Origin of the sequence: Streptococcus sp. VT 162 (genome assembly GCA_000688775.2) — a bacterium.
Taxonomy (GTDB): domain Bacteria; phylum Bacillota; class Bacilli; order Lactobacillales; family Streptococcaceae; genus Streptococcus.
In genome coordinates this window covers 578,497-604,804 of record CP007628.2, presented here as the reverse complement: position 1 = coordinate 604,804, position 26,308 = coordinate 578,497, and the positions used below count along the sequence as shown (strand labels likewise).

General features: G+C 41.7%; 27 protein-coding genes. 4 read left to right on the top strand and 23 right to left on the bottom strand.

Translation table 11 applies throughout. The annotated features are described in order from the left end of the window. Positions 1-10 precede the first annotated feature (10 nt). The 4 genes from V470_02910 to V470_02895 all read right to left on the bottom strand — a co-directional run bounded on the left by V470_02910 (position 11) and on the right by V470_02895 (position 3,610). Positions 11-301: a 30S ribosomal protein S6 gene (locus tag V470_02910; protein ID AHZ47389.1), complete on the bottom strand. Its 291-nt coding sequence runs from the start codon at positions 299-301 to the stop codon at positions 11-13. Between the two features lie 148 nt (positions 302-449). Beyond that, entirely contained in the window at positions 450-1,793 is a 1,344-nt protein-coding gene (gene asnC, locus V470_02905) for an asparagine--tRNA ligase (GenBank protein AHZ47388.1), read from the bottom strand. A gap of 152 nt (positions 1,794-1,945) precedes the next feature. Further along, entirely contained in the window at positions 1,946-3,124 is a 1,179-nt protein-coding gene (locus V470_02900) for an aspartate aminotransferase (protein ID AHZ47387.1), read from the bottom strand. Positions 3,125-3,133: 9 nt separating this feature from the next. After that, a complete protein-coding gene (locus V470_02895; GenBank protein AHZ47386.1) occupies positions 3,134-3,610 on the bottom strand; it encodes a peptidase in 477 nt (158 codons plus the stop codon). Positions 3,611-3,728: 118 nt separating this feature from the next. On the opposite strand from V470_02895, the gene V470_02890 reads away from it, so the two are divergent. Next, complete coding sequence (locus V470_02890; protein ID AHZ47385.1) at positions 3,729-4,175, top strand: MarR family transcriptional regulator; 447 nt, start codon at positions 3,729-3,731, stop codon at positions 4,173-4,175. A 91-nt stretch (positions 4,176-4,266) separates the two neighbouring features. Beyond that, positions 4,267-4,815 (top strand): NADPH-dependent FMN reductase, encoded by a 549-nt coding sequence (locus V470_02885; protein ID AHZ47384.1) that lies wholly within the window; start codon positions 4,267-4,269, stop codon positions 4,813-4,815. Positions 4,816-4,846: 31 nt separating this feature from the next. Here the strand turns inward: V470_02885 and V470_02880 are convergent, their stop codons facing one another. The 8 genes from V470_02880 to V470_05220 form a co-directional block, all read right to left on the bottom strand. Further along, complete coding sequence (locus V470_02880) at positions 4,847-5,575, bottom strand: hypothetical protein (protein ID AHZ47383.1); 729 nt, start codon at positions 5,573-5,575, stop codon at positions 4,847-4,849. Positions 5,576-5,654: 79 nt separating this feature from the next. Continuing rightward, positions 5,655-5,834 (bottom strand): hypothetical protein, encoded by a 180-nt coding sequence (locus V470_10595; GenBank protein ID AJZ74447.1) that lies wholly within the window; start codon positions 5,832-5,834, stop codon positions 5,655-5,657. An 82-nt stretch (positions 5,835-5,916) separates the two neighbouring features. Beyond that, complete coding sequence (locus tag V470_05195; protein ID AHZ47821.1) at positions 5,917-6,756, bottom strand: glutamine ABC transporter substrate-binding protein; 840 nt, start codon at positions 6,754-6,756, stop codon at positions 5,917-5,919. A gap of 15 nt (positions 6,757-6,771) precedes the next feature. Further along, complete coding sequence (locus V470_05200) at positions 6,772-7,401, bottom strand: amino acid ABC transporter ATPase (protein ID AHZ47822.1); 630 nt, start codon at positions 7,399-7,401, stop codon at positions 6,772-6,774. Positions 7,402-7,411: 10 nt separating this feature from the next. Next, positions 7,412-8,053 carry an amino acid ABC transporter permease gene (locus V470_05205; GenBank protein AHZ47823.1) on the bottom strand — a complete coding sequence of 214 codons (642 nt, stop codon included), beginning with the start codon at positions 8,051-8,053 and terminating at the stop codon, positions 7,412-7,414. Positions 8,054-8,442: 389 nt separating this feature from the next. Beyond that, positions 8,443-10,242 carry a hypothetical protein gene (locus V470_05210; GenBank protein ID AHZ47824.1) on the bottom strand — a complete coding sequence of 600 codons (1,800 nt, stop codon included), beginning with the start codon at positions 10,240-10,242 and terminating at the stop codon, positions 8,443-8,445. Positions 10,243-10,533: 291 nt separating this feature from the next. Next, positions 10,534-11,745, bottom strand: a complete 1,212-nt coding sequence (locus tag V470_05215; GenBank protein AHZ47825.1) for a hypothetical protein — start codon at positions 11,743-11,745, stop codon at positions 10,534-10,536. A 7-nt stretch (positions 11,746-11,752) separates the two neighbouring features. Beyond that, on the bottom strand, positions 11,753-12,919 hold the full coding sequence (locus V470_05220; protein AHZ47826.1) for a membrane protein: 1,167 nt from the start codon (positions 12,917-12,919) through the stop codon (positions 11,753-11,755). A 144-nt stretch (positions 12,920-13,063) separates the two neighbouring features. Between V470_05220 and V470_05225 the strand changes: the two genes are divergently transcribed. Then, positions 13,064-14,077 (top strand): 6-phosphogluconolactonase, encoded by a 1,014-nt coding sequence (locus tag V470_05225; GenBank protein ID AHZ47827.1) that lies wholly within the window; start codon positions 13,064-13,066, stop codon positions 14,075-14,077. A 32-nt stretch (positions 14,078-14,109) separates the two neighbouring features. On the opposite strand, the gene V470_05230 is transcribed toward V470_05225, so the two are convergent. The 6 genes from V470_05230 to V470_02725 form a co-directional block, all read right to left on the bottom strand. Then, positions 14,110-14,529 carry an ATP synthase F0F1 subunit epsilon gene (locus V470_05230; protein AHZ47828.1) on the bottom strand — a complete coding sequence of 140 codons (420 nt, stop codon included), beginning with the start codon at positions 14,527-14,529 and terminating at the stop codon, positions 14,110-14,112. A 10-nt stretch (positions 14,530-14,539) separates the two neighbouring features. Further along, positions 14,540-15,946: an ATP synthase subunit beta gene (locus tag V470_05235; GenBank protein AHZ47829.1), complete on the bottom strand. Its 1,407-nt coding sequence runs from the start codon at positions 15,944-15,946 to the stop codon at positions 14,540-14,542. Between the two features lie 159 nt (positions 15,947-16,105). Beyond that, complete coding sequence (locus V470_02740; GenBank protein ID AHZ47356.1) at positions 16,106-17,209, bottom strand: FAD-dependent oxidoreductase; 1,104 nt, start codon at positions 17,207-17,209, stop codon at positions 16,106-16,108. Between the two features lie 16 nt (positions 17,210-17,225). Then, positions 17,226-18,023 carry a hypothetical protein gene (locus V470_02735; protein ID AHZ47355.1) on the bottom strand — a complete coding sequence of 266 codons (798 nt, stop codon included), beginning with the start codon at positions 18,021-18,023 and terminating at the stop codon, positions 17,226-17,228. Continuing rightward, the gene (locus V470_02730) at positions 18,010-18,687 is read right to left on the bottom strand and encodes an SAM-dependent methyltransferase (GenBank protein AHZ47354.1); all 678 of its coding nucleotides are present in this window, start codon (positions 18,685-18,687) and stop codon (positions 18,010-18,012) included. Before V470_02730 ends, V470_02735 begins: the two co-directional genes overlap by 14 nt. Before the next feature lie 101 nt (positions 18,688-18,788). Beyond that, positions 18,789-21,125: an ATPase gene (locus V470_02725; protein AHZ47353.1), complete on the bottom strand. Its 2,337-nt coding sequence runs from the start codon at positions 21,123-21,125 to the stop codon at positions 18,789-18,791. A 132-nt stretch (positions 21,126-21,257) separates the two neighbouring features. On the opposite strand from V470_02725, the gene V470_02720 reads away from it, so the two are divergent. Beyond that, on the top strand, positions 21,258-22,007 hold the full coding sequence (locus V470_02720; GenBank protein ID AHZ47352.1) for an acyl-phosphate glycerol 3-phosphate acyltransferase: 750 nt from the start codon (positions 21,258-21,260) through the stop codon (positions 22,005-22,007). Between the two features lie 42 nt (positions 22,008-22,049). On the opposite strand, the gene V470_02715 is transcribed toward V470_02720, so the two are convergent. The 5 genes from V470_02715 to V470_02695 form a co-directional block, all read right to left on the bottom strand. Next, positions 22,050-22,742: an alpha/beta hydrolase gene (locus tag V470_02715; protein ID AHZ47351.1), complete on the bottom strand. Its 693-nt coding sequence runs from the start codon at positions 22,740-22,742 to the stop codon at positions 22,050-22,052. Beyond that, complete coding sequence (locus V470_02710) at positions 22,723-23,733, bottom strand: metal ABC transporter substrate-binding protein (protein AHZ47350.1); 1,011 nt, start codon at positions 23,731-23,733, stop codon at positions 22,723-22,725. Before V470_02710 ends, V470_02715 begins: the two co-directional genes overlap by 20 nt. 19 nt (positions 23,734-23,752) lie before the next feature. Continuing rightward, on the bottom strand, positions 23,753-24,508 hold the full coding sequence (locus V470_02705) for an ABC transporter (GenBank protein ID AHZ47349.1): 756 nt from the start codon (positions 24,506-24,508) through the stop codon (positions 23,753-23,755). A 1-nt stretch (position 24,509) separates the two neighbouring features. After that, the gene (locus V470_02700; GenBank protein AHZ47348.1) at positions 24,510-25,556 is read right to left on the bottom strand and encodes a Fe3+-siderophore ABC transporter permease; all 1,047 of its coding nucleotides are present in this window, start codon (positions 25,554-25,556) and stop codon (positions 24,510-24,512) included. Between the two features lie 229 nt (positions 25,557-25,785). After that, on the bottom strand, positions 25,786-26,055 hold the full coding sequence (locus tag V470_02695) for a 30S ribosomal protein S15 (protein AHZ47347.1): 270 nt from the start codon (positions 26,053-26,055) through the stop codon (positions 25,786-25,788). Positions 26,056-26,308 lie beyond the last annotated feature (253 nt).

Sequence of the window (26,308 nt, the reverse complement as noted above, 5' to 3'; positions counted from 1 at the left end):
ATTTACCTTCTTACGCGTCAAGTTTGACGATCATGTGACGAAGAATGTCAGCGTTGATTTTTGAAAGACGGTCAAACTCTTTAAGAGCTGCGTCGTCGTTTGCTTCAACGTTAACGATGTGGTAAAGTCCTTCACGGAAATCTTGGATTTCGTATGCAAGACGACGTTTTTCCCATGATTTTGATTCAACAACAGTTGCACCGTTGTCAGTCAAGATAGAGTCAAAACGTGCTACCAAAGCGTTTTTCGCTTCTTCTTCAATGTTTGGACGAATGATATAAAGAATTTCGTATTTAGCCATTGATATGTTCCTCCTTTTGGTCTAATGACCCCTAGTCTTTGCAAGGGGTAAGTGAGGTTTGCTCACAATAAACTATTATACTAGAAAAACTGATAGATAGCAAGATAAAAGTGAAAAAAGAAGATGAAAATATCTTCTTTTTACTAGTTTATGGTTTGATACGATGCAACATACGTGGGAATGGAATAGCTTCACGGATGTGTTTTGTACCAGCTGCGAAGGTTACCATACGTTCAATACCGATACCAAATCCTCCGTGTGGTACTGTACCATATTTACGAAGGTCAAGGTAAAATTCATACTCTGTACGATCCATGCCAAGTTCTTCCATTTTAGCGACAAGGGCATCGTAGTCTTCCTCACGCATAGAACCACCGATGATTTCTCCGTAACCTTCTGGTGCAAGCAAGTCTGCACAAAGTACGCGCTCTGGATTTCCAGGAACTGGTTTCATGTAGAAGGCCTTGATAGCTGCTGGGTAGTTCATAACAAATGTTGGCACACCAAAGTGGTTTGAAATCCATGTTTCGTGTGGTGAACCAAAGTCATCGCCATGCTCAAGATGCTCGTAGTCAGCATCTTCATCATTTTCATGCTCTTGCAAAAGGTCAATGGCTTGATCGTAAGTGATGCGTTTGAATGGCTCTGCAATGTAGCTTTTCAAGAGCTCTGTATCACGTTCCAAGGTTTCCAAGGCTTGAGGTGCACGGTCAAGAACACCTTGAAGAAGGGCTTTTACATAAGCTTCTTGCAAGTCAAGTGACTCATCATGTGTCAAGTAAGAGTACTCCGCATCCATCATCCAGAACTCAGTCAAGTGACGGCGTGTTTTTGATTTTTCAGCACGGAATACTGGACCAAAGTCAAAGACACGACCAAGAGCCATGGCCCCTGCTTCTAGGTAAAGTTGACCTGATTGGCTCAAGTAGGCTGGTGTTCCAAAGTAGTCTGTTTCAAAGAGTTCAGTTGAATCTTCTGCTGCGTTTCCTGAAAGAATTGGGCTATCAAATTTCATGAAGCCGTTCTTGTCGAAAAACTCATAAGTCGCATAGATAATCGCGTTACGGATTTGCATAACCGCTACTTGCTTACGAGAGCGGAGCCACAAGTGACGGTTGTCCATCAAGAAGTCTGTTCCGTGTTCTTTTGGTGTGATTGGGTAGTCTTGAGATTCACCAATCACTTCGATGTCTGTAATATCCAACTCATAGCCAAACTTAGAACGTTCGTCTTCTTTGACAATCCCTGTCACATAAACAGACGTTTCTTGGCTCAAGCGTTTGATGACATCAAACTTCTCAAGTCCCACTTCCTCACCGAACTTTTCAATAAAGTTTGGTTTAAATGCTACACCTTGGAAAAAGGCTGTCCCATCACGCAATTGCAAGAAGGCAATTTTCCCTTTTCCAGATTTGTTGGCAACCCAAGCTCCGATGGTCACTTCTTGACCAACGTAGTCTTTTACATCGATAATTGTTACACGTTTTGTCATAATCTATCTTCCTTTTTTCGTTTAACTTGTCCGAAGACATCATTACCCACTATTTTACCATAAATAGACTGCGATAGCTAGGTTCTACTAGAGAAAAATCGCGAGATTTTCGTTACAAAAAATCTTCGCTAAAAAGGCGAAGATTCTAAGTTTTATTTTTCCATAAACCGATGCAAACGGTGAATAGCTTCTTTTAATGTATCCATGTCTGTGGCATAGCTGAGACGAACATTTTCTGGTGCTCCAAATCCAGCTCCTGTAATCAAGGCAAGGCCGACTTCTTCGAGAATAGCTGTTGTAAACTCTGTCACATCAGTATAACCCTTCATTTCCATCGCTTTTTTAACATTTGGGAAGAGATAGAAGGCTCCTTGGGGCTTGACAACTTCAAATCCTGGCACTTGGCACAAGAGTGGATAAATGGTATTCAAACGTTCTTCAAAGGCTTGGCGCATGGTTTCAACAGAGTCTTGTGGTCCAGTTAGGGCTTCAATGGTAGCATATTGAGACACTGCTGTCAGATTTGAAGTCGTTTGTCCTGTTAGTTTGCTCATAGCAGCGATAATTTCAGGATTTCCCACCGCATAACCTACCCGCCAACCAGTCATGGCATAGGCCTTAGATACACCGTTAATCACGATGGTTTGCTTGCGAATGTCTTCTGACAGACTAGAGATTGGAACAAATTCGTTCCCGTTATAAACCAAACGGCCATAAATATCATCTGCTAGGATAAGGACATCATGCGCAACAGCCCAATTTCCGATAGCCAAGAGTTCCTCACGAGAGTATATCATACCAGTCGGATTCGATGGTGAATTGAGAACCAAGACCTTGGTCTTATCTGTTCGTGCTGCTTCTAGCTGCTCTACTGTTACTTTAAAGTGATTGTCTTCCTTTGCCTGGACAAAGACAGGCACTCCTTCTGCCATTTTGACCTGGTCTCCATAGCTGACCCAGTATGGTGTAGGGATAATGACTTCATCACCTGGATTGACCACAGCCATAAAGAAGGTGTAGAGAGAGAACTTAGCACCAGTGGCAAAGGTAACCTCGTTGGCTGCAACAGAATACCCATAATAGCGTTCAAAATAGGTATTAACCGCCGCTTTTAACTCTGGTAGGCCTGAAGCAACTGTATAAAAGGAAGCTCGTCCATCTCGAATCGCTTCTACCGCTGCATCCTGAATGTTTTCAGGAGTATGAAAATCAGGCTGTCCCAAGGTTAAGAAAAGAACGTCTTTTCCCTGAGCTTTTAATGCTTTGGCTCTTGCATCACTAGCTAGAGTGACGCTTTCTTCCATTTCTAGTACACGTTTGGATAGTTTCATATGCCCTCCTTATTGGATCACTGCTCCTGTTTCAAAGTCGACCAGATAGTACTGGTTTCCTGACTTGACTTCCCAAATCGGCTTGTCCTGATAACGACCAAAGGTAATCTTGTCAATGTCGCTAGCTCCTTTTTCCCTCGAAATCGTCGCTGCCTTGTCTTGAGAAATCCCCTTATCAAGCTGATAAACATAAATCTTGTGGTCATTCTTTTCAATCAGTACGGCAATGGCCTCTTGCTTTTTATTATGTCCTAAAATGCTGTAATAACCTTCTAGTCCATTATAGAAATCAACCTGATCTGCCTTTTCCAATTCAGCATACTGCTTGGCCAGTTTTTCTCCTTCAACCCTAGCATCTTGATAGGGTTTCATGCTGAGTGATATCAGATAAAGGAAGGAAGTGGTCATGACTAGTACTACCAGAGCAATGCCGATTCCATACTGTAAAAGTAGCTTGTTTTTTGCTTTTTTCTGTCTTAGTTTCACTCGTCTATTTTACCATCTCTCCTTCTTTATTACAAGTGAAGACAGGAACATTCTAAGATTCTTTTCCTATAAAATGTAAGTTCTTGTTTTTCTCTCTCATTATTGATAAAATAACCTTATGAAACAATATTTGAAAAAGAAAATTTCCGATAATCAACTAGACTTAAAAACAGCTATCATCCTCAACAAAGCCATACGAACCTTTAAACCATATGAAGCCAAGGCTGCTAAAGAACACGGGCTAACACCCACCCAATTTTCAGTTTTGGAAACCCTCTATAGCAAGGAGGAACTGCGCATTCAGGATTTGATTGAAAAAATGCTAGCCACTTCTGGAAACATGACTGTTGTCATTCGAAATATGGTTCGAGATGGATGGATTTCTAGAACTTGCGACCCCAAGGATCGTCGCTCCTTTTTCCTGAAATTAACACCTGCAGGACGCAGAAAAATCGAAGAGGTTCTTCCTGACCATATCGATTCGATCGTAGAAGCACTCAGCATCTTGGAAGATGGCGAAAAGGAAGACTTAATCCGCATTTTAAAAAAATTTAAAAATTTGTGAGCAAAATTATTGCTAATTAGTATCATTTGTTGTAACATAGACGGTAACAAAAGAGTTCTCTCTTTGAATTTTAAACTAAAGGAGACACATCATGTCTAAAAAAGTACTATTTATCGTCGGATCACTACGCCAAGGTTCTTTCAACCACCAAATGGCCCTCGAAGCTGAAAAAGCACTTGCTGGAAAAGCGGAAGTTAGCTATCTTGATTATTCAGCTGTTCCTCTCTTCAGCCAAGATTTGGAAGTTCCAACTCATCCAGCTGTAGCTGCTGCTCGTGAAGCAGTCCTTGCTGCAGATGCAATCTGGATCTTCTCTCCAGTCTACAACTTCTCTATCCCTGGAACAGTGAAAAACTTGCTTGACTGGCTCTCTCGTGCCATTGATTTGTCTGATACACGTGGTGCTTCTGCCCTCCAAGACAAGTTTGTTACTGTCTCATCTGTAGCCAATGCCGGTCACGAACAACTCTTTGCGATTTATAAAGACCTCTTGCCATTTATCCGTACACAAGTCGTTGGTGACTTTACTGCCGCTCGTGTCAATGACTCTGCTTGGGCAGACGGAAAATTGGTGTTAGAAGAAGCAACTGCTTCATCACTTGCAAAACAGGCTGACGACCTTCTTACAGCCATCAACTAATCCATCAAAAACCAGCTCGAATGAGCTGGTTTTATGCTTGTTTCACAAAGACGAGTTCTAAATCACTGGATAAATCAGGTCGGTAGTCAAAACCTGCAAAACTGAGTTTGCGAGCTTGTTCGACTGTATGGATTTGCCCTTCTATCAAGGCGGTCAAAAAGGCGCCACGGGCTTTTTTTGAAATAGTTGAGTGGATTTTCAGCTGACCTGCCTTGTCCTCCATAAATTTGAAGGTCACCATCTTTTCTCTGATTTCCTTCGAAAATACGGTTTCAAACTCTGATGATAGGAGTGAGAATATCAAGTTCTCATCTTGTAGGGCCTCATCGTAGGCTGACTTCCAATGAGTCTTTAGGGTTTTACCAGCTACTTTTAATTTCATCAAGAAATCCAAACGGTGAGGAGCCATAGGCGACAAGGCTGGGACAACACCGTATAAAGCCGAGGTAATCAGGACATGATTTTCAAGATAGGTTTGTTCAGCTTCGGTTAACCCATCTCGTTTGATGTGACGATACATGAGACCGTCAAAGAGTTTCAGGGCTGGATAATGTTTAGCCCTGTGATCTTTTAGAGCTTGAATATGAGCGTACTCTTCTTCTGCTTTCTCGGCAGATACCTTATAAAAAGTCTCTAATTCACTGGCTGAGTAGTGCGCCAGTGAGTCAAGGACTACCTGACTTTCTTCCCTCAAGGGGAGCGCTTCGATACAAGGATGGTCTGTGTTCATTTCTTTTGCTGTTGGGATTAAAATTTTCATATTGTTAGTGTAGCATATTTTTCAACCACGACCAAGAATTTCATCTTAAAAACCTCGGTTCACACCGAGGTTTCTCTGTTTATTTTGGCCATCCTAACCAGATAGCCACGAGAACAAGGGCTGTGCCAGCTAAGCTTGTTAAGATAGATAAGAATTTATCTTTTTTCTCCTTGAACTGAGAAAACCTATTTTTATACTCAATGAAAATCAAAGAGCAAACTAGGAAGCTTAGCTTCCTAGTTTGCTCTTTGATTTTCATTGAGTATAAGCTCTTATCCTCTGGCACTTGCCAGAGGATTTTTAATATCAAAAGAGACTGAGGTAAACTCAATCTCTTTTTCTTATTCTTGATTTTTCACCTGACTGGTCGCTACATCTTCCCCAAACCATTTCTGGCTGATCTCCTGGAACTTCCCTTCTTTGTATAGTGATACAAAGGCTTGGTTCAAGGCATCTAGCAACGTTTTATCAGCAGGTCTAACACCGACTGCAAAGGCTTCGCTTTCAAATCCAGCTGAAAAGAGATTGTAGTCATTTAATATCCCTTCAGACTGGAGATAATAATTGGCATATACCCGGTCAATCAACAAGGCATCAATCCGATCATTTTTTAAATCAATCAAGGCTTCATTGAAACTTTGGTATTGATTAGCCTTCTGGTCTTTCACTCGATTCTTGAGTAGTTCAGGTTGTCCTTCAAAATTCAAATAGCCAGAAGATCCAGCCTGGGCCCCTAAAACTTTGTCAGTCATATCCTGAACTGAGAGGATATTTTGAGACTTTTTAGAGACCAAAACTTGTTGATTTTCCATGTAAGGAATGGTAAAAGCAACCTTCTCTTTCCGTTCATCTGTTGCTGTATAGCCATTCCAGATGGCATCAATGGTACCATTTTGTAGTTCGGTTTCTTTCATATCCCAGTCGATGGGTTGAAATTTAATCTGAATTCCTAGCTTTTCAGAAACAGCTTGGGCTAGGTCGATATCAAAGCCCGCATACTGGCCATTCTTTTCCTCAAATCCCATGGGAACAAAGGTATTGTCAAAGCCAATGGTAATGCTTCCCTGTTTTTGATATTTGGCCCAATTATCCTGATTTGGATCACTTGCCTTCTGAGTACAAGCCGTCAGGAAGAAGCTAAAGAACAGAGCAAGTACAAGGGCAATTTTCTTTCTCTTCATAGGCACCTCCTAGTCCTACTTTGGATCAACCTTAAGGATCTGATCAGCAATGTTTTCCGCAAACTGAAGATCGTGGGTCACAACAATCTGAGTCATCCCACGCTCTTTATTTTGAAGGATAAGTTTTTCTACTTCTAATCGCAATTCTGGGTCTAAGGCTGATGTAGGCTCATCATATCCAATAATTTCTGGTTTTATCATCATGGCGCGTGCTAAGGCCACCCGTTGTTTTTGCCCACCTGAAAGTGAGAAAGGAAAGGCATCTGCATGCCCAGCTAACCCAAGCTGTTCTAACAAACCACGCGCCTTCTTCTCAGCAACTTCCTTCTCCATGCTCATCGTTTTTATGGGCGACAGAGTTAAGTTATCTAGAACTGACAAATGCGGAAAGAGTTGAAAATCTTGGAAAACAAATCCAAGAAGATTGCGCTTTTCTAGTTCGTCTATAGCTAGCGATTCGCCGTTATAGTAGATTTCCCCCGAATCGATGGTTTCCAGTCCAGCTAGCATACGTAATAGGGTTGTCTTTCCGCCTCCTGATGGACCTACGATTGCAAGGATTTGCTTTTCAGGAATTGATAGGCTGAAATTGGTTAAGATTTGTTTGCCACCAAAGGCCTTGTTAATGTTTCGTAATTCTAACATAGCAATCCTCCTATCTGTAATAACTGTACTTCTTCTCAAGTTTTTTCGCTACAATGGTTACAAGACCAATCATAATCAAATAAATCGCCCCGGCTAAGAACATAGGAACAAGACTAGCATCTCGATTGGCTGCTGTCCGACTTGCCAAAATCAAATCTGAAATCCCAAGGGCATAAACCAATGAAGTATCCTTGACCAAACTCATGATTTCATTAAAGACGCTCGGTAAGACAATCTTTGTAACCTGAGGCAAAATAATATAGCGCACTGTGTCAAAAGGGCTAAACTTCAAGACCTTAGCAGCCTCATATTGACCTTTAGGAATAGTTTCAATCCCACCACGAAAGATTTCAGCAAAGTAGGCTGCATAGTTCAATACAAAAGCGATCACAGCAGCAGGCAAACGATCTAAACGTATCCCAATGCTAGGAAGAACATAGTAAATAAAGATTAATTGCAAGAGCAAGGGAGTCCCTCGCATCACCCAAATATAAAGGTCAATCAGATAATGGAGGGGTTTCCAGCGGACTTGTAAAGCAAAGGCAACGACAATACCTAAAGGAATTGAAAAGATCAAGACCAGAGCAAAGACTTGAAGTGTCATACTTGCACCGTTCAATAAACTTGGTAATATCTCAAACATATAAGACATACTGCACCTCCTAAAAATTATTGTTCCTATTATAGCATAAATAAACAATTTAGCAAGGGTTTTTGCAAAAAAATTCTATAATTCTTGAACTATACACCTTTATCTAAGAAATAAGAGCGAAATATCATCTTAAAGAATTCGAAGAATTATAAGGATTCTAGACGAGAATATAGGATTAACTTCTAATTCTGAGAGAACAATGATCAAAATTTTTTTATCAAATATCTATAAAGATTTCATTGATACAGAACGCTATTTGCTCTCATTCACTTCATACCTCTAGAGATATAAAAAAAGAACCACTTTATAAGAATAGTATCATTTCTACTATCCATACAAGTGGCTCTTTGATGATGCCATAGCAAAGGCATCAAGATTTTTCAACTAGATTATTTAACTTTTTTGAAACGGAATAAGAGAATGGAACCGAATGCAAGTACTACTCCTACAACAGTAAGCAAGATAGTCATTTCAGAAGTACCAGTATTTGGTAGTTCTTTAGTTTCTCCTGGTTGTTTAGGTTTGGTATCAGAAGATCCCGGAGTCTCAGCAGCATAAGTATTTGTGATGGTTGGATTATTACCTGTAACTGTTGCTACAAGTTGACCTTGACCATTGTCTACAACTTTTACTGTTACTGTATAAGCATTTTTATCATAAGTTACACCAGCTTCACCACCATCTTTTTCAGTGATAGTATACGTGTGAGTTCCTGCAGCAGTGTATTCAATCGCTGGGAAAGCAACTGTTCCGTCTGCAGCATTCTTAGCTGTAGCTACAAGTTTGTCGCCTTCTTTCAATTCAAATTCATATTTATCTGCCTCAAGAGGTTTACCATTTAGGACTTTTTTAGCAGTAATTGAAGTTGTTGCAGATTTAGCAGAATACGAATTTACAAAAACTTTATTGTCATATTTAACACTTGCAAACTTCTCACCATAAACATCTGTTACAGTAACTTCTGCGTTAATAGTCTTATCATCGTAAGCAAAACCTGGTTTTTGATCATTAACTTCTTTGATTTGATACTTATAAGTACCCACTGTAGAGAATTTAACGGCTTTAAATTTCACTTTGCCATCTTTATCATTCTTAACAGTTTCAACAACTGATCCGTTTGGATCAAGTAGTTGGAAGCTAAATTCTTCAGCAGCTAAGTCTTTTCCTTTTAACTGCTTAGAAACCTCAAATGAAACTTCTGTAGAACGTGAACCTGAACTAATACCTTCAGTTGTGGTTAATGGTGCAAAACCTTCTACATCAAAGTTTTCAGACGAAGTCGTAATTTTAACGTTATTGAAAGCTTTCTTTGTTGTATTATCAACTGGTGCGGTGATACGAGTCTTATAAACTACATACAAACCTTGATTGGTTAGATCACCATTACCATTTGGAGTAATAGTGAAGCGATTAGAATCTTGAACAACAATGTGACTTGGATTCAAAAGAGGATGATGCTCATCCTTACCCCATTCAGTAAAGTAGTAACCTGTAATCTCACTAGCTAATACTTGCCCTTCAGGGATTGTATCTTGAATCGAAACGCCTTCATAAGGATTAGCATATTTGTTTACGCGAATATACCAATTAATATAATTTGGATCGTTCGTATCTTGAACTCCCCATTTAGTAAATCCTGTTGGATCCTCATCTGGAACAATACGAGTCAAATTGTATACTCCTGCTCCAGGAATGTCGATTGGATACGATTTATTGAGTTCAACATTATCAGCCCATACAACAGTAAATAAGGCCGAAATTTGTTTCTCTTCAGGTAAGTTAGCAAAATAATCTTCGTTACTTACCGTTACAGTCGCTGTATTTGCAGACTTATTTGTCGTTAACTCAGCAACCTTAGTGACTCCATCGTTACCAAAGATTTCAGTAGTTGAATCTGATTCAATTTTGAATTCATTTGGAACTTTATAAACCATAAAGTCACCATTCTTCAATGTTGTTGAGTTGTCGAATTTGTAAGTGGTTTGAAGGTAAAATTTCCCTTCACCATACTCTGCACCGTCAACTAACTTATTATTGTTAATTGTCGGTACTGTCGTTAGCGTATAGCTACTAGATGGTAGTTCAGCAGCTTTAACCACATTGCTAGTTCTTAGTACTGGGATAAATACTGAAGCTACTAACAATAGCGCCATGAATGCATGAGAAAGTTTTTTATTAATCTTTTTCACAACATTTGCCTCCTTTATTTTTGGGGATAGATTCCCCTATTTATTATTATATATTCTTATATAAATTTGTCAAGTATTTCATAGTAGTTCGATGTTCAAATCATACCTTTAAACTCTTATTTTATAGGGTGTAGCAGGCTTTCATCGTTCAAAACTTCATCTAAATTGGCTATAAGAAATTCTAACATTTATATTATATTAGTAAAAAAGAAAAGACCTCTGAGGTCTTTCAAATCATTCATTTAAAGTCATTCGTTTCTGTTAATAAAATTTTACAAAAAATAGAAATCCTTAAAGTGTCTCTAATAGTTCTTGCATCTGAACATCATCTGGAACGAGTTTTAAATAAGCTTCAGCTTGCACTTTGGCTTCTTCAAAATACCCCAATTCACGTAGGAGATAAGTATACTGCTCCAGAAATTCAGGATTATCCTTGAGATCAAGCGATAGTTCCTGATAGAGCTCATAGGCCTTATCTAAATCCTCAATTTCCTGATAAGAACGGGCAATCATCCACTTGGTCAGGAGGTTTTCAGGTTCTTGACTTTGGAGAGCAATGATATCTTCGTACCGCTCTTGTTCCATATAAATGGTTGCAAGGCGAAGGAAAATTTCTTCTGTATCCTCTGCATCTTCTTTGGCAGTAAGGAGAAATTGCTCTGCACTACTAGGATCATGCAATTCATACGAAAACTGAGAAGCAGCCAGTAAGAGCCGAGTTTCAAATGGATTTTTCTCCAAACCTTGTTTAGCGATACGAAGGGCCTCTTCCACCTGATGTTCCTTATGCAAAGCTTGACTATAACCATATTCATATCCTTCAAAGTCAGGTGAAATGGTATCAATCTGCTTAAAGTAAAGAACAGATTTTTGATACTCTTCTTGGTCAAAGTAAAGACTAGCCAGTTCAAAGGCAGTTTGGTCATCGTATTCTAATTCTAAAGCTTTTTCTAAGAATTCAGTTGCAGCTTCAAACTTGCCTAACTGGGCATAAGCGTAGCCAATTCGTTGATAGGTTGAGACACCCGTTTGCTCATAGATGGAGCGATTGTCTAATTGAGCATAACCCTGAATAGCTTCCTGATAATTTCCTAACTCACTATCCAACTCAGCCAAACCAAAAACTAATAAGGGATCGTCTGAGTAGTTTAGGGCTTCCAGTAACTTTTCACGCGCTACATCTGTCAATCCTTCCAACTGATAGAGGTCAGCCTTCAAGGCCAAAGCCGACACGTACCAGTCACTTTCGGGTGTGATTTCCTCAAGGTGAGCAAAGGCTTCCTCAACATTGCCATCCTCACTAGCAATACTTGCTAAATTCAGATTCACTTCTGGAAATTCTGTAACGATTTTTTGGTAAATTTCTTTTGCTTGAGGATAAAAGCCAATTCCCTCTAGATAGCTTGCTAGTTCGTAAAGAACTTCACTTGAATCTGTTTCGAGGGCTTTGTGAAAATACTGATCCGCTTTGATTAAATCCTGTTCATCCAAAGCCTGGAGCATGTGTTGACTATTGTTCACTCTTGATTTCCTCCCCTTCTTCTTCATACAAACCGCTGACTTTTTTATACCAGTTAAAGATAGCTGAGATAACGACCTTGGCAGAAGCATAGACAGGAATTCCCAGCAAGACTCCCCAAATACCAAACATAGAACCTGAAGTTAGGAGAACAAATAGGACATTGATTGGATGGATGTTTAGCTGACTACCTAAAATAAGCGGAGAAACGAAGCGACCTTCAATCGTTTGTTCAACAATAAAGACAATAATCACTTTCAAAAGCATCACAGGTCCTGCTATCAAGCCCAAAACCAAAGCAGGCAACATGGCAAGAAAACTACCCAGGTAAGGTACTAGATTGAGGATACCAGCCGTGATCCCCAGAGTCACAGCATATCTGAGACCAATAATCTTAAAGAAGATAATAAACATAATTGCCACGATAATAGCAACTGTAACCTGCCCTCTAACATAGTTTGACAACTGTTTATTAACATCTGACAAAACTTGTCCGACAGGTTCTTTTAACTTGTTTGGGATGAATTTAGTCAGGTAATCTCGCAAGCCTTTCCCATCTCTCAAAAGATAAAAGAGCATGAAGGGTACGATAATAACCGCAACAATGACCTGGGAAACGCTACTGATAAAGGCGCTAACCCAGTTAACAGCTTGAGAAGAGATTTTGCTGGCCCACATGGTCGCCTCACTAGAAACATTGGAAAGAACCTGCTCCAACTGTGGTCTAAAATCATCTGGCAAGCGTTTGGTTACAAGGTCATTGATCACCTTATCAGCATCTTCCAGGTATGTCGGCACATTCTTCGCAAATTTTAAGACTTGACGTTGCAGATTAGGAATTGCGACTGCCAGCCCCCAAATGATAAAGAGTCCAATAACAACAAAAACAATACTAATGGCAAGGACACGATTGATCTTGTGCTTCTCCATCCAGTCAACAATCGGATTGAGGAGGTAATAAAGTAAACCAGATAAAATAACTGGCAACATGACAACTCCTAGAAAATCCAAAACTGGTAAAAAAATAAAACTAATCTTACTTAGAATAAAAATGTTTAGCCCCAGTAACAAAGTTACTAAAAATACAGTGATGGCTTTATTATCTAAAAACCACTTAAAAAACCAAGATAGGCTAAAATGTTTCTCTTTATGTTCCATAAATACATCCTTTCTGTCATTCTCTCATTATACCATTTTTAGACTAAAATAACTCTTTTTTAAAGTGCTTACATGGATGAATCTGATGCTTCATGACTCCCATTTTGTGGTATAATGAACTTATCATTATTAAGAGGTATGGACATGAAAGAAACTGTTTATTTTGGAACTTACACTCGTCGCTTATCTAAAGGGATTTACAAGGCAGATTTTGATACAGAAACAGGCCAGCTTGCAAATCTTGAACTCTTTGCTGCTGAACCAAGTCCGACCTACCTTGCCTTTGACCAACAGCAACACTTATACACTGTAGGGAGCCAGGATGGCTTAGGTGGAATCGCTGCTTACAAGACAGATGGCGCTTTGCTAAATCATGTGGTTGAAGAAGGCGCTCCCCATTGTTATGTGGCAGTGGATGAAAAGCGTGGTCTCGTTTATGGGGCCAACTATCATAAAGGTCAAGTTCTCGTTTATAAACGTCAAACGGATGGTAGCCTCATCCAAACAGATCTAGATCAGCATAGTGGACAAGGCCCTCATGAAAACCAAACTTCTCCACATGTACACTTTACAGATCTAACACCTGACCAGTATCTCGTCACCTGTGATCTAGGTACAGATGAAGTAACGACCTACGATGTTAGTCCAGAAGGAAAACTAAGTAAGCTCCACACTTATCACGGCCAAGCTGGAGCAGGTGCTCGCCACATCGTTTTCCACCACCACTATAAGATTGCCTATCTCATCTGCGAACTTAATAGCACTATCGAGGTCTTGATTTATGATGGGGTCGGTGAATTTGAACGCATGCAAGTCATTTCAACCTTACCAGATGGATACGAAGGCTTCAATGCTACTGCTGCCATTCGTCTTTCAAAAGATGGCAAATACCTCTATGCATCTAACCGAGGTCATGATTCCATTGCAGTCTATACAATCCTCGCTGATGGTAGCTTGGAATTATTAGAGATTGTACCAAGTCATGGTAAAAATCCACGTGATTTCGACCTAACTCCTGATCAAGAGTTTCTCATTGCTGTTCATCAAGATTCTGATAACGCAACCGTCTTTAAGCGCAATCCTAAAAGTGGTCGTCTTGCAGAACTTTCTAACGACTTTCATGTCCCTGAAGCAGTCTGCATCAACTTCCCACATTAAAAAAAATGAACTTGAGTTTCAAGTTCATTTTTTTATAGTCTATTTCCGACATTGATACGGTTGATAGCACGTTGCAATGCGATTTTTGCACGACGCTCTTGGTCAATCAAATGCTTGTCATGGGCTTCTTCGATTTCTCGTTCAGCGCGAAGTTTTGCACGTTCAGCACGACTGATATCGATATCACGAGCACGTTCTGCTGAGTCTGCTACAATAGTAATGATGTCATTGGCAATCTCGATAATTCCTCCGTTCACTGCAATCCAGTTCACATGAGTATCATCATCGATACGTTTTACCTTCACTTCATCAACCGCTAAAACCGCAATCATATTTTCATGTCGTGGCAAGATCCCCATCTCACCATCCAGAGTTCGTACCGATACAAAGCTGGCATGGTGATCATAGACGAGGCCATCTGGTGTCACGATCTGGACAGTTAAATGAGCCATAGATCACCTCTTAAAATCCCATTTTTTCTGCCTTAGCAATGACGTCTTCGATTGAACCGACACCACGGAAGGCATCTTCTGGTAACTGGTCATGTTTTCCTTCAAGGATTTCCTTAAAGCCACGAACTGTTTCCGCTACTGGCACATAAGAACCAGGTTGACCAGTAAATTGTTCTGCAACGTTAAAGTTTTGAGACAAGAAGAACTGGATACGACGGGCACGTGCAACCAAAGTCTTTTCTTCATCAGAAAGTTCATCCATACCAAGGATAGCAATGATATCTTGCAATTCATGGTAACGTTGAAGGACACGTTTAACCTCAGCAGCAACTGCGTAGTGCTCCTCACCAACAATCTCAGGTGCCAAGGCGCGTGAGCTTGAAGCTAGAGGGTCAACGGCCGGGTAGATACCCAACTGTACCAACTTACGTTCCAAGTTTGTTGTTGAATCCAAGTGAGCGAAAGCTGTTGCTGGCGCAGGGTCAGTGTAGTCATCCGCTGGCACATAGATAGCCTGGATAGAGGTTACAGAACCCTTCTTAGTTGATGTGATACGTTCTTGCAATTGACCCATTTCCGTAGCAAGTGTTGGTTGGTAACCAACGGCTGAAGGCATCCGACCCAAAAGGGCAGATACTTCTGAACCAGCTTGAGTGAAACGGAAGATATTGTCGATAAAGAGAAGCACATCTTGGCCTTCTACATCACGGAAGTATTCAGCAATTGTCAAACCAGTAAGAGCAACACGCATACGTGCTCCAGGTGGCTCATTCATCTGACCAAATACCATGGCTGTTTTCTCGATAACGCCTGATTCTTTCATTTCCCAGTAAAGGTCGTTCCCCTCACGGGTACGTTCTCCAACACCGGTAAATACTGAAATACCACCATGTTCTTGGGCAATGTTGTGAATCAACTCTTGGATCAAGACAGTTTTACCAACTCCGGCACCACCGAAGAGTCCAACTTTCCCACCTTTAAGGTAAGGGGCAAGAAGGTCGATAACCTTAATTCCTGTTTCCAAGATTTCAGATGAGGTAGACAATTCATCAAAAGTTGGAGCTTTCTTAGGAATTGGCTGACGCTCAGCGTCTTCAGCGAAAGGAGCATCCAAGTCAATCGTATCCCCCAAAACGTTAAAGACACGTCCCAAAGTTTCTTTACCTACTGGCACGGAGATTGGACGTCCTGTGTCCAAAACTTCCATTCCACGAGTCAAACCATCTGTTGATTCCATGGCGATCGTACGGACCATACCATCACCCAACTCCAAGGCTACTTCAAGGACGATTTTTGTTTTTCTTTCGTCATTTTTGTAGACGACAAGTGCATTATTAATCTCAGGAAGTGTTTCCCCTGCTGCAAACAAGACGTCTACAACGGGTCCGATAACCTGAGCAATTTTACCTGAACTCATCTCCTTCTCCTATTCTATATAAGATACTGTCGGTTCCTAGTTCAACTAGGTCCTAATACTCTTCGAAAATCAAATTCAAACCACGTCAGCGTCGCCTTACCGTACTCAAGTACAGCCTTCGGCTAGCTTCCTAGTTTGTTCTTTGATTTTCATTGAGTATTATTCGCTTTTTACTCGTTTGACATAGTTTGCAATTGGGTAGTTTACTGGATCCAAGGTCAACTCCTTGTCTTGGACCAGCTGGGCTAGATGGTAACCGATGATCGGCCCCGTTGTGAGACCTGATGAACCTAGACCACTAGCCGCATAGACACCTGACAATTCTGGCACTTGTCCAAAAAATGGGGAGAAATCACTGGTATAGGCTCGGATTCCTACTCGCTCACCTCTTATAGTAGCTTCAGCCAAGGCTGGGTAGTATGGCAAGGCTGCATCCTCCATTTGTTGGAGCAAGGTTTCATCTACCGTCAAGTCAAATCCCATGTCGTTTTCATGGGTAGCTCCTAGGGACAATTTCCCACCTGCAAAAGGAATCAAATCCCACTCCCCCTCTGGCATGACAACAGGATAGGATTCCATATCTTGGGTAAGTTGATAATCTCGGAGTTGTCCCTTTTGGGGACGAACATCTACTTCATATCCTAAAGGATCCAAAATGTCTCCCAACCAAGCTCCCGTTGACAAAATAACCTGGTCAAATACCTCTTCACCAATCTGGTAACCTGATGCTAATGGTGTCAGAGTCACTTTTTCTTTGACTAGCTTGACTTGACTAGCTTTTAGCAAACGAGTCACTAATAGTTGGCCATCTACTCTCGCCCCACCAGAAGCATAGAGCAGGCGATCAAATCCCTGCAAACCAGGGAATAGTTCATTCGCAGACGTTTGGTCCAGAATGGCTAACTGACCTATCAAGGGAGATTCTTCTCTGCGCTGGAGAGCTAGTTCATAGAGTTCTTCTAACTTGGATTCATCCTTTTTCAAGAGAAAAACTCCCGAACACTGGTAAAAGTCGATCTCCTGTCCTGACTTTTCTAAATCAGCCAACAAATCCACATAAAAGTCAGCCCCCAAGCGCGCCATCTTGTACCAAGCTTTATTGCGGCGTTTGGAAAACCAAGGACTGATAATTCCTGCTGCAGCCTTGGTTGCTTGCCCCTGTCCATGGTCAAAGACGGTCACCTCTAGGTCGCTTTCTTTCGAGAGGTAGTAGGCAGCTGTTGCCCCCACAATCCCTGCTCCGATAATGGCAACTTTTTTCATTGTCTTCACCTTCTAACTAGATATGGTGGAAAGGATTGGTCGATGCCTGACTAGGCAAGATATCAACAGTCCAGCCCTTTTCTGCCTTCCATTGAGTAAGAAGTGCTGCAATTTTTTCGACAAAAAGGATTTCGATATAGTGGCCCGGGTCCAGCGCCAACAAGCCATCAGACAGCATGTCTTGGGCAGTATGGTAGTAGATATCACCAGTAATAAAGACATCCGCCCCTTTTGCCAAAGCATCAGAGTAGAAAGACTGACCACTACCACCGCAAATGGCAACTCTTAAAATTTCCTTCTTCAAATCACTCTCTTGATAATGCACCATGCGAAGACTATCAAGACCAAAGACTTGCTTGACATGCTTGGCCAATTCCCCAAATGTCTGAGGCTGAACATTCCCAATCCGTCCAATTCCACGTTCTGGACCTGTTTCCTGCAGATAAGTCGTCTCATCGATTCCTAGCATCTGGCAGAACCAGTCATTTAGCCCATTATCAACGATGTCAATATTGGTATGGCTGACATAAACTGCGATATCATGCTTAATCAAATCAATGTAAATCTGATTTTGTGGACGGCTGGCGACCAAATCCTTAATGGGACGGAAAATTGGCGCGTGCTTAACGATAATCAAATCCACACCCTTTTCAATGGCCTCTGCCACCGTCTCTTCACGAATATCGAGAGCAACCATGACCCTTTGGATATCCTTGTCTAGAGTTCCGATTTGCAGGCCACGACTGTCTCCCTCCATGGAAAATTCCTGAGGGCAAAAGGCTTCATATGCATTAATCACTTCACTTGCTAACATGGAGCACCTCCTTGATGGCTTGAATTTTATCTACTAGAACTTGACGTTCCTTCAGATTTTTTTCTGGGATTTGGTCAAGAGCAAACTCTAACTTAGCTGCTTCTTTTTGCCACTTTTGAACGAAGACTGGGCTGACTTCTTTGGACAAGAAGGGGCCAAAGCGAACATCTCTAGCTGATAGCTTCATTTGTCCAGCTTCCACCACTAGAATTTCATAAAACTTGCTAGCCTCTTCTAAGATGCTTTCTGCTACGATCTGAAAACCGTGATCTTGTAGCCAGATGCGCAAGTCGTCTTCACGATTATTGGGCTGGAGGATTAAACGCTCTACATTAGCTAGCTTTTCCAAACCTTCTTGCAATATGGTAGCAATCAAACGGCCACCCATACCAGCAATGGTGATAACCGATACTTGGTCTGCCTCTTCAAAGGCTGCCAAGCCATTGGCTAAACGAACCTGAATTTTCTCCTTTAAGCCGTGAGCCTCAACATTTTTGACCGCAGACTGGTAAGGACCTTCCACCACTTCCCCTGCAATAGCGCTTTTGATTTGGCCTCTCTCAACTAACTCGATGGGCAGATAAGCATGGTCACTTCCCACATCTAATAAAATGGCTCCCTGTGGCACAAAGGACGCCACCAATTCTAATCTCTTTGAAATCATCTTCTCTCACTTTCCAAAACTCTATTACCTCTTATTATACCACATTTCAGCTAGCAATCTTGCACCTAAAAAGACCGCAATCCACAGATTGCAGTCTTTCTTTATTTTCTCGCTTGGTAACGACTAGTCAAGATGAAAATCACGGTAAAGACCAACATCATGGTCCCATAAACAGGCAGTGTTTGTCCTGTTAAGGTCGAAATTTCAAGCAGTTTCTGGATCATTGGGAAAAGAGCTGTGGCTAGGAAGCCTCCTACAGACCAGACAATCAAGAGAACACGCCAGAGGGTAAATGGCATGCAGGCTCTAAATACAGATAAGAAACCGATAGAACCAAGGAGATAATAGAGTAGGGTTGAGATTTCTAACTCAGACCAACCTTGACTCGCTCCAAATAGTTTCACAAAGAGAACGCTGAACACGACCATGAGTGCGCTTGGTAGGGCGCGAAGCATGGATCTTCTGAGGAAGTTTGGTTCAACAGGCTTGATATTTCGCTCAAAAGTCAGAACGAATGGTGGGAAACCTTCCACGAATTGGTCGATCATGGTAATCTGGATCGGAATGAAAGGGAAAATCAAGATCCACTCAGACCGTCCTAGTAAAACACTGGCGATACAGATGATTGCTAACAGGAAGGAATAGATAGTCTTAATCAAGAAAATCGGTGCGATGTGGGCGATGTTATTGACCACACGACGACCTTCAAAGAGAATCTCAGGAACATCATTGAAGTCTGAGTTCAAGAGGACCAGATTGGCAATCTGACGAGTCGCCGGATCTCCCTCAGCCATCACGATAGAGCAGTCTGCTTCACGAAGGGCCAGAATATCATTGACACCGTCCCCTGTCATAGCCGTTGTATGCCCTGCTTTTTTCAGGGTTTGGATGATGAGTTTCTTTTGATGAGGGGAAACACGTCCGAAAATAGCTGTCTCTTCAGCCATGGCAATTAATTCCTCATCCGTGATTTTTGAACAATCTACATAGCTGTGATAGTCTGCAAAACCAGCCTTCTGGGCAATGCTGGAAACCGTAACTGGATTGTCACCAGAGATAATCTTGAGACCTACTTCCTGGGAACGGAGATAGTCCAGCGTCTCAGCTGCTCCTTCTCGAATCGGGTCCAAGATTTCCAGCAAGGCGAGGGCCTGAATGTCAGACGGTTTCTGTGGTTTGTGATGGTCTAGTTTTTCCTGACTGAGGGCTAAGACCAAAACACGCGAGCCTCTCTCCAAGGCCTCTCTAGCTTCTGGGACTTCAGAGTCCAACAACATCTCAGGCGCACCTAAGAAAACCGTTCCTAGCCCTTCTAACTCCATAGCTCCCCACTTGCGATCACTTGAGAAAGGAAGATTCGAGATCGCAGGATAGGCAACCTGTCCTTGGAAACGCTGGCGAATGGCTTGAGCTGTTGGATTTTTATCCTCACTATGAGCGATATAGCTAGTCAAAATGCTGGCAATAGCCTCATCACCATAAGTTTCCGTCAGAGGAAGAACCGCCTCCACCTGCATCTTTCCTTGGGTGATGGTCCCCGTCTTGTCCAGACAGAGCATATCCACGCGCGCCAAGGTCTCAACAGAGTACATCTCCTGCACTAAAACCTTTTTCAAGCCCAGCTTAATCACCGCAGTCAAGAGCGAAGTAATGGTCAAAAGGGCAATTCCCTTAGGCAACATTCCCAAAAGGGCTGTCGAGGAATTTACAACAGATGACTTGAGGGGCAAACCCTTTAAAATCAAGGCTTCTAACAAGAGAGCAAGACCAAAGGGAATGATAATCTTCCCAGTAAAACCAGCTAGCTTGTCTAGCGATTTCATGATACGGGAATTGATCGGTTTCACAGTCTTAGCTTCCAGCATGAGTTTGGAAGCATAGTTTTCTGCCCCGACATGGTGGACTTGAGCCAAAACTGCGCCACTGGCTAGGAAACTCCCTGATAAAAGCAAGGTATCCACTTCTTTTTGCACCAAATCACTCTCACCCGTCAACATGGCTTCATTGACTTCTGCAAATCCTTCCAGAACCAGAGCATCACTAGGAATCTGCTCCCCAGCAGACAAACGAATGACATCTCCTAGAACCAACTCTTCTGGATTGAGAGCGACTTCTTGACCATCACGGATGGTTTTGACCTTTTCCTTGGTCATGAGATTGAGCTTGTCCACCATGTGTTTGGCCCGTAGCTCAGTCACAATCCCAGAAAAAGCGTTAAAGCAGATAACGGCAAAGAAAACCAGATTGCTCCAAGCCTGCACAAAGGCCAGCGCTAGAGCAATAACAAAGTTTAATGCGTTAAAAAGTGTAAAAACATTTCGTTTGAAGATTTGCCAAGTACTGGTACTGGCCGACGCGGTAAAGTCATTGACCAAACCTTGAGCCTGTCTTTCCTTGACTTCTCTTTGGGTTAATCCCATTATCTTATTTTTATCCATAAACTCTATCATATCATTTTTTTTAAAAGAATTCTAATCCCATCTAAAACTGTTGGCTGATAACTGAAAAAGTTTGCCAGTAGTCTTTTGATAAGGTATAATAATAAAAGCAATACAATCGAAGGAGTTCTCATGTTTTATACTTATTTGCGTGGACTAGTCATGCTGATCTTGTGGTCCATCAATGGCAATGCCCACTATCACAATACTGATAAAATCCCTAGCCGGGACGAAAACTATATCCTCGTCGCACCTCACCGTACCTGGTGGGATCCTGTTTACATGGCCTTTGCGACCAAGCCAAAACAGTTCATCTTTATGGCAAAAAAAGAGCTGTTTAACAACCGTATCTTTGGCTGGTGGATCCGTATGTGTGGCGCCTTTCCTATCGACCGAGAAAAACCTAATGCCTCTGCCATCAAGTACCCTATCAACGTCCTCAAAAAAAGCGACCGCTCTCTCATCATGTTTCCAAGTGGGAGCCGTCACTCAAACGATGTCAAGGGTGGCGTAGCCCTGATTGCCAAGATGGCTAAAGTCCGTATCATGCCTGTTACCTACACCGGTCCCATGACCTTGAAAGGCTTGATTAGCCGTGAACGTGTAGATATGAACTTTGGAAATCCAATCGATATCTCAGATATCAAGAAAATGAATGATGAAGGAATCGAAATGGTTGCAGACCGCATCCAAGCTGAATTCCAACGTTTAGACGAAGAAACCAAGCAATGGCACAATGATAAAAAACCAAACCCACTCTGGTGGTTTGTCCGCATCCCTGCCCTTATCCTTGCAGTGCTTGTTGGTATCCTAACGATTATCTTTACCTTTATTGCAAGCTTCATCTGGAATCCAGATAAGAAGAGAGAGGCTCTTGGTTAAAAAATACAATTATCCCTTGGCTTTTGCCAAGGGATATTTCTTTTATGCAATTTTCCATTTTTGGGCCAACCAGTTGGAAAAGGTTAGGAATCGTTCAGCCACTTGCTCATGATGCCCATAGGGATCAAAGACAAACTGACCAGTCGGATAGTGTTTCTGAAGACTGGTATGAATCTGCTCAGCATAGACTGGTGCTTGAGCCAAGCGATTGATATGATGGGCTCCCTCTGTTTGACCATTCTGTAAATACAGTAAACAGTCCAATTTTTTCACCTTTTCTTCCTTGCAATAAGTCACAAAATCAGGATACCAAAAGGAACCACAGATAGAGAAGATACAGGAGACCTTGTCAAAGCTGAAAAGACTGTATACTGCTGCTAGACCACCTAGTGAGTAACCTCCATAGGCAAGGCGATTTTTGTCCAGGCGATAAAGCGACTGCAGCTTGTCTAAAAGACCTCCAAATAAATGACCATGATAGGCATTTGCCTGACCACCAAAATCTGGAGCCCCATCCCTTAAAGCAGATGCCTTCCAGGGAGTGTAGTCATCTAGGCGATTTTTAGAGGTCAAGCCCACTAAAATCACAGATTCTGAAAGGGAAGATAGAAAATTCAAGTTTCCATCATTCAAGAGAATAGCTGGATAGGTTTGGTTGGGATCATAGGTCGAAGGAAGGCTGATCTTAACTTGAATCCCTTCCCAATCAAACTCATTATTTATTGATAAAGTCATTGATTTTCTCAAGGGAATCAATCACTGCTGGACCATAGTCCATCAACTCATCGTAAGAAATGGTCATGATTTTTTGATTCTTAATTGCAGGAACGTTTTCTAAAACTTCATTTGCCTTCATCAACTCTACTGCATTGGCATCCAATTTTTTGTTGCGGTCGCTGGTTACATAGATAATCAACTCAGGATCCATTGACACGAGATTTTCCAAGGTCAAGCCTGATGTTCCCGTTGCAACGTTGGTATAACCAAGTTGATTCAACAAGCTCTCTTGCAAAGCAGACTTGTAAGCACCAAAGGTTTCGTCATTATATGCAACCATAATCAAAGCCTTTTTCTTTTCACCTTGGCTTGCTGGGTTTGCTTTCTTAACAGCGTCAATTTTAGCTTGTAATTGGGCTGCGTATTCATTAGCCTTGTCCTGAACATTGAAAATCATTCCAAGATTTTTGATATCTTCTACGATATTTCCCAAATCTTGCTGAATTGTCGAGAGAGAAGCTTTTTGTGTATAGACTGGGATTTTATTTTCATTCCAAGTGCTAACTGTCCCCAAGGATTTTTCAGAAAACATCATGTTTCGACCCATCACCGCATCTGGCTCATAAGAAAGGACTGTCTCTTGAGAGACTGTTTTTTTATCCCCAATTTGAGGAATCGTCGCAATCGCATCCTTGTATTTGTCCGTCACAGCATTGTCAGGGTTAAGCATGCCAGCAATTTTATCCTTCAAGCCTAACTCCAATAAGATTTCAGTGGTTGACAGATTGTTGGTGATAACTTTTTCAGGTGCCTTCTCAAAAACTTGTTCAACTTCATTCCCTTTAGCGTCATAGGTTTTGACCGTTAGTGGATAAGTCGTCTCTGTGCTGGCCTTTTGACTTGTTTCTGTGCTAGACTGTGTGGTAGTTTTTTCTGTAGTAGTATTGCCACAAGCTGCCATCGTTAAGGTAGCTACTGTTAAGAGTAAAATACTGAGTGTTTTTTTCATTTTGTTTTCCTTTTCTTTCTTATAAATAGTGAATCATAGCTTGCTGATCCTCAGTCCAAGTCACCTGACTTTGAACTCCATATACAGTTTGCAATGACTCTGGGGTGATGGTCTCCTTTGGAGTCCCTTGGTAAAGGATTTCTCCCTCTTTCATCAGATAGAGATAATCCGAATAGCGACAAGCAAGTTGAATATCATGTAGGACAGCTAAAACATTGACTTTGAGATTCTTCACAATGGCCAACAAGTCTAGCTGATACTTGATATCCAGGTGATTGGTTGGTTCATCCAGGAGCAAGAGAGTCGGTTCTTGCGCCAAGGCGCGGGCTAACAAGACTCGCTGTTTCTCTCCCCCCGACAGGGAAGAATAGAGACGAGTTTTCTTCTCAAGCATATCTACCTTGACGAGAGCATCTTGAACGATGGCATAATCCCTTTCCTTTTCCTTCTGTAAAAAAGAGAGGTGGGGAGTCCTTCCCAGCAAGACAATTTCCTCAACTGTACAATCAAACTGCAATTGATTAAACTGGGTGACAACTGCCATTTGCTTGGCTGTTTCTTTGAGTGACCAATGCTCCAGCGGCTTTCCATCTAGGCTTATCAAGCCTTTGTTCGCCTTTTCCTGACGATAGAGGAGTTTAAGCAGACTGGTTTTTCCACTTCCATTTGGCCCTAGTATCGTATGAAATTGATGCCCCTCAACTTTAAGAGAAACTCCTTTGAGGATTTTTTTCTCTCCTAGTCCAAAGTGGACATCCTGACAAATCAAGTCCATATCAGGTCCTCACCTCCCTTCGCCTACCTCCAACAATGTAAATAAAGAAGGGAGCACCTACTAAGGCTGTGAAAATACCAATTGGAAGCTCAGCATTGGGAATGATGACACGAGAGAGTACATCTGCCCAAATAACAAAGAGGGCACCCAGTAAGGTCGCAACGGGAAAAAGTCTCCTGTAATTCGTTCCTACTAACCCTCGAGCTAAGTGAGGAGTAATGAGACCAACAAATCCAATAATCCCACAGGTTGCCACTAAGACAGCTGTCAGCACAGCCACCATGGTCACATAAAGATACCAATAGAAGCGTAAGGGAATTCCCAAAGTTAAAGCAGCCTCATCTCCCATCATCATCGCATTAAAAACACGATACTGGGTAGAGAAAAATAGAAAGGCCAATCCTACTACTATAGTTGGCAGGACTATGCCAGACCAAGTAGTTCCAGCAAGCGAACCCATGGTCCAAAACTTAATGGTCATCACACTGTCCGCATTAGCGCCAACTGAGATAATAAAGTTGGAAAATGCCAGAAAGAGAGCATTGACCACCGTTCCTGATAAGATCAGACTAGAAGTCGTCATCCTGCCCTGCATAGAGGCAATGATGAGGACAGCGATGGTTGCCAAAATAGCTCCAAGAAAAGCTCCAAGGCTAATCATCACTTTTAAACCAAGAATGATGCTCAAAGTTGCCCCTAGAGTTGCACCCGCAGAAATTCCTAAAACATAGGGCTCAGCGATAGGATTGTTCACTGTAGACTGCATCACGCTGCCACACATAGAAAGACCAGCCCCTACTATCAGACCTAACAATACTCGGGGGAATCTCATGTTCCATACAATGGCAAGAGTAGACTTGGAAACCTCTCCTATCTCAAGAGGAAAACCCAACCTGCTCAAAATAATCCGATAGGTATCTCCTAAATTAATCGCTACGGACCCCATAGAAACAGCTAGAAAAAGTGAAATTCCTAAAACACTTAGCAAAATACCCAAAAACAACACAAATTTTACGTTCTGTCGGCTTCCAGAAAATTTGGAAAGCATGAAAACCTCCTTAGACAAAATTAAAAATTTAGAAAATTCTCATAAAAAGTATACCATATTTCTACTAGATGAACAAGGATAGAGACATATATAGAAAAAGCTCTCTGAATATCAGAGAGCTCAAGTCTTGCTGGATAAAACGTTTATAGACTAGGCGACGAGGCGAAGATTGTACTAATGGTACATCGAGCTGAAGCCAACGAAGTATAGAAACGTTTTAGACGCAAGATTAGCGACGAAGTCCAAGAGAGTTGATTAACTCACGGTAACGGTTAACGTCGTTTTTACGCAAGTATGCAAGCAAGTTACGACGGCGACCGATTTTCTTCATCAATCCACGGTAAGTAGCGTGGTCTTTTTTGTGTTGTTTGATGTGTTCGTTAAGGTGGTTGATTTCCCAAGTAAGGACAGCAACTTGAACCTCTACTGAACCTGTATCACCTTCGTGACGTGCATATTGTGCGATGATTTCATTTTTTTTCTCTTTTGAGATTGCCATGATGTTTCTCCTTTTTATTTGGCTTCATCCGAGTGACAGGTTGGCATGCCTGTAACCAAGAAGAAGTTATTTGTCTTTACGACAGTTCTTATTCTACCAAGAAGCAGGGACTTTGTCAACTGATTTACTGTTTAAACCCGTGAATTACTCTACTGATTTCAGGGCTTCGAGCATATCTACTTTTCTTACAATTAAGTCACTCTTTACTATCATTATAAGGCTTTTTCAACTGGTTGGTAACTAGAAGCAAAAA

Bases quoted from the DNA above. Each gene is read 5' to 3' on its own strand.
- V470_02910 (AHZ47389.1), bottom strand. From the start codon at position 301: ATGGCTAAATACGAAATTCTTTATATCATTCGTCCAAACATTGAAGAA.
- asnC (AHZ47388.1), bottom strand. From the start codon at position 1,793: ATGACAAAACGTGTAACAATTATCGATGTAAAAGACTACGTTGGTCAA.
- V470_02900 (AHZ47387.1), bottom strand. From the start codon at position 3,124: ATGAAACTATCCAAACGTGTACTAGAAATGGAAGAAAGCGTCACTCTA.
- V470_02890 (AHZ47385.1), top strand. From the start codon at position 3,729: ATGAAACAATATTTGAAAAAGAAAATTTCCGATAATCAACTAGACTTA.
- V470_02885 (AHZ47384.1), top strand. From the start codon at position 4,267: ATGTCTAAAAAAGTACTATTTATCGTCGGATCACTACGCCAAGGTTCT.
- V470_02880 (AHZ47383.1), bottom strand. From the start codon at position 5,575: ATGAAAATTTTAATCCCAACAGCAAAAGAAATGAACACAGACCATCCT.
- V470_10595 (AJZ74447.1), bottom strand. From the start codon at position 5,834: ATGAAAATCAAAGAGCAAACTAGGAAGCTAAGCTTCCTAGTTTGCTCT.
- V470_05195 (AHZ47821.1), bottom strand. From the start codon at position 6,756: ATGAAGAGAAAGAAAATTGCCCTTGTACTTGCTCTGTTCTTTAGCTTC.
- V470_05200 (AHZ47822.1), bottom strand. From the start codon at position 7,401: ATGTTAGAATTACGAAACATTAACAAGGCCTTTGGTGGCAAACAAATC.
- V470_05205 (AHZ47823.1), bottom strand. From the start codon at position 8,053: ATGTCTTATATGTTTGAGATATTACCAAGTTTATTGAACGGTGCAAGT.
- V470_05215 (AHZ47825.1), bottom strand. From the start codon at position 11,745: ATGCTCCAGGCTTTGGATGAACAGGATTTAATCAAAGCGGATCAGTAT.
- V470_05220 (AHZ47826.1), bottom strand. From the start codon at position 12,919: ATGGAACATAAAGAGAAACATTTTAGCCTATCTTGGTTTTTTAAGTGG.
- V470_05225 (AHZ47827.1), top strand. From the start codon at position 13,064: ATGAAAGAAACTGTTTATTTTGGAACTTACACTCGTCGCTTATCTAAA.
- V470_05230 (AHZ47828.1), bottom strand. From the start codon at position 14,529: ATGGCTCATTTAACTGTCCAGATCGTGACACCAGATGGCCTCGTCTAT.
- V470_05235 (AHZ47829.1), bottom strand. From the start codon at position 15,946: ATGAGTTCAGGTAAAATTGCTCAGGTTATCGGACCCGTTGTAGACGTC.
- V470_02740 (AHZ47356.1), bottom strand. From the start codon at position 17,209: ATGAAAAAAGTTGCCATTATCGGAGCAGGGATTGTGGGGGCAACAGCT.
- V470_02735 (AHZ47355.1), bottom strand. From the start codon at position 18,023: ATGTTAGCAAGTGAAGTGATTAATGCATATGAAGCCTTTTGCCCTCAG.
- V470_02730 (AHZ47354.1), bottom strand. From the start codon at position 18,687: ATGATTTCAAAGAGATTAGAATTGGTGGCGTCCTTTGTGCCACAGGGA.
- V470_02725 (AHZ47353.1), bottom strand. From the start codon at position 21,125: ATGGATAAAAATAAGATAATGGGATTAACCCAAAGAGAAGTCAAGGAA.
- V470_02720 (AHZ47352.1), top strand. From the start codon at position 21,258: ATGTTTTATACTTATTTGCGTGGACTAGTCATGCTGATCTTGTGGTCC.
- V470_02715 (AHZ47351.1), bottom strand. From the start codon at position 22,742: ATGACTTTATCAATAAATAATGAGTTTGATTGGGAAGGGATTCAAGTT.
- V470_02710 (AHZ47350.1), bottom strand. From the start codon at position 23,733: ATGAAAAAAACACTCAGTATTTTACTCTTAACAGTAGCTACCTTAACG.
- V470_02705 (AHZ47349.1), bottom strand. From the start codon at position 24,508: ATGGACTTGATTTGTCAGGATGTCCACTTTGGACTAGGAGAGAAAAAA.
- V470_02700 (AHZ47348.1), bottom strand. From the start codon at position 25,556: ATGCTTTCCAAATTTTCTGGAAGCCGACAGAACGTAAAATTTGTGTTG.
- V470_02695 (AHZ47347.1), bottom strand. From the start codon at position 26,055: ATGGCAATCTCAAAAGAGAAAAAAAATGAAATCATCGCACAATATGCA.